General features: G+C 42.5%; 3 protein-coding genes. 2 read left to right on the forward strand and 1 reads right to left on the reverse strand.

From position 1 onward, the window contains the following. Positions 1–68: 68 nt before the first annotated feature. Entirely contained in the window at positions 69–926 is an 858-nt protein-coding gene (locus F6K20_RS33950; RefSeq protein WP_287297721.1) for a stage II sporulation protein M, read from the reverse strand. A 79-nt stretch (positions 927–1,005) separates the two neighbouring features. Here F6K20_RS33950 and F6K20_RS33955 point away from each other — a divergent pair, with 79 nt between their 5' ends. Both F6K20_RS33955 and F6K20_RS33960 read left to right on the forward strand, forming a co-directional pair. Further along, positions 1,006–1,914, forward strand: a complete 909-nt coding sequence (locus tag F6K20_RS33955; RefSeq protein ID WP_008191370.1) for a hypothetical protein — start codon at positions 1,006–1,008, stop codon at positions 1,912–1,914. Continuing rightward, on the forward strand, positions 1,902–2,489 hold a 588-nt coding region (locus F6K20_RS33960), incomplete at its 3' end, for an RDD family protein (protein ID WP_287297722.1). The genes F6K20_RS33955 and F6K20_RS33960, both read left to right, overlap by 13 nt.

Consider the following 2,489-nt stretch of genomic DNA (forward strand, 5'->3'; position numbering starts at 1 on the left):
CCCCACTGATACACCGCCAGTAGATAGAACCATATCTGCTTCTGAGATAGCGTTTGTGTTCGCATTTTTTAGATCGTCTGGCTTATACCAGCAATAATCAACATCGGCACAATCCCAAACATCAACTGAGCCGCTTGGGAGCCATAAAATTTCAATGCATCTACCCGGCGATATTGGCCTGGAAACAGAATTGCTCTAGCGATGAGTAAACCAGCTCCACCAGCAAAGAAGATAGCGGGTAATTCCAGGGAACCATGGGGAAACACAAATGCCCAGAAGGGATAAGCTAAGTTATTTTGACCCACTAAGGTTCCAATGGCACCAATCAGTATTCCGTTGAATGCCATGATATATAGGGTAAAGGCACCGCAGGTAATCCCACCAGCCACTGCCCGAAAGCATACCGATATATTGTTAATCATAATGCCACTGGAGGCTAAGGGTTTCATGCCCAAAATCGAACCCATCCACAATTCCTGGCGATCGCGTACTTGTTCAATTAACTGTTCCGGAACCACCAGGGAGATAAACACTGGATCTTGCCAAGCCAACCACCAGGCAATTAAGGCTCCGAGCAGAAACACTGCGGTTGCGATCGCAATATAACTCCACGTCTGTTGCACTACAGCAGGGAAACCCCACCGACAAAACTCCCCTAAGCCTTGCCAGTCTTGACGGCGAGAACCTTGATAAACCTGGTTATAGCCCCGAGAGGTGAGTCGTTGTAAATCCTTGACCAGGGTATGGCCTACTTGGTTAGTTCTAGCACGGGCTAAATCCGCTGAGACGGAGCGATACAAACTAGCGAGTTCCTTGATTTGGGATGCTGGCAAAGACTTGATTCCTCGTTTCTCCACTTGTTGCAGGAGAGTATCCAACTGTTTCCAATTTGCTTCCCGCCGCCCAATCCAACGTTTAATATTCATAAAGTTTCCGTGTAATTTTCCTAAACCTCCCTTAAGATAGCGTTAAAACTTGTCTTGCCATCAATAGCCCCATCGACCCATGTCTTATGAGCCTAGTCCCAACCAATCTTTAGGACCACTCAGTATTGGTAATGTCGTTAATGTCGGTTTGCGGATCTACCGCGACAATTTTAAGTTATATTATCGTCTAGCTTTTATCGGTTATCTATGGCTATTAGTTCCCATATATGGCTGGGCTAAGTTTTGTGCCATGTTTGGGCTAATTTCACGTCTAGCCTTTAGGGAAATCATTGAACGTCCAGAAACAGTGAATGAGGCTCGCCGCCATGTCAATGCTCGGATGTGGAGTTTTCTCAGAGCAGGCATCCTAGTATCCTTGATAACGTTTGGAGCAGCAATCCTAGTATCCTTGATAACTTGGGTGGCAATAATGGTAATTATTGTTCTTCTTAGTATCTTGATCGGAGTCCTTGCTTCAATTTCTGGGAATAGCAGTACTATTTTAGATAGTCTCGATACTCTCCCTGAGAATAGTGTTGCTATGCTTATCATAGGATTTCTGGTTTTGAGTATTTTTATGATTGCTTTTTTATTTGGATTTATCTGGTTTATATCTCGGTTGTTGATTTATGAAATAACCCTGGCTATAGAAAATTCTATCGGTGCCAGGGCAGCCATTGGTCGCAGCTGGAAATTAACTCAGGGATTTATATTACGTATTCAAGGGATAGTAGTTGTTGGATTTTTAATATCACTACCAATTTCGATTGCTGTACAGATAGCTACATTCATCATACAAACTCTATTATCTCTTTTGTTTCCTCAAGAATCAGCAATTTTTATCTGGCTTTATTTAGTGCTAGTTTTTGGGTTGAGCTTTGCTAGTGGTGCCTTGTTGGTTCCTTTCTGGCAAGCGATTAAATCAGTGATATACTACGATCTATGTAGTCGTAAAGAAGGCATAGATTTACAGCTATGGGGAAGCTAAGCTCAACACCGATTAATTTTTTTAATCGAGTCACTATACAAACCCCAGAAAGTGTTGAATTAGAATTAACCTTAGCAGGGATTGGCAGTCGAGCTTATGCCTTGCTAATTGATTATATTGTCTTAGGATTAATTTTATTAGTATTTCTAATTGCTTGGGGCTTTTTATCTTCCCAACTGCTGGACTTATTAGACTATTTTTTTGGTATTAATGATTTAGGGTTGTGGCTATTAGCCATTTATCTATTTATTACTTTCTCGATTTACGTGGGTTATTTCGTTTTGTTTGAAACCCTATGGCAGGGACAAACACCAGGTAAGCGCTATGGTAAAATTCGTGTCATTCGTGATGATGCTAGACCAGTGAGACTACAGCAAGCTACCCTACGTGCTTTGCTGAGACCTGTTGATGATTTATGGTTCCTGGGAGTATTTTTAATTATCTTTAGCAAGGGAGAGAAACGCTTGGGAGATTGGTTAGCAGGAACCCTGGTAGTCCAAGAAGAGCAGCCTATGGCTTCTGCTAGCTTCGAGATCTCCGATCAGGCTCAAGCCTTAGCCAATCAGCTCCAAACC

Origin of the sequence: Moorena sp. SIO2C4, assembly GCF_010672485.1 — a bacterium.
Lineage (GTDB): Bacteria > Cyanobacteriota > Cyanobacteriia > Cyanobacteriales > Coleofasciculaceae > Moorena > Moorena producens.

Excerpts from the sequence above, each read along its gene's own strand:
- F6K20_RS33950 (WP_287297721.1), bottom strand. The coding sequence starts at position 926 with ATGAATATTAAACGTTGGATTGGGCGGCGGGAAGCAAATTGGAAACAG.
- F6K20_RS33955 (WP_008191370.1), top strand. The coding sequence starts at position 1,006 with ATGTCTTATGAGCCTAGTCCCAACCAATCTTTAGGACCACTCAGTATT.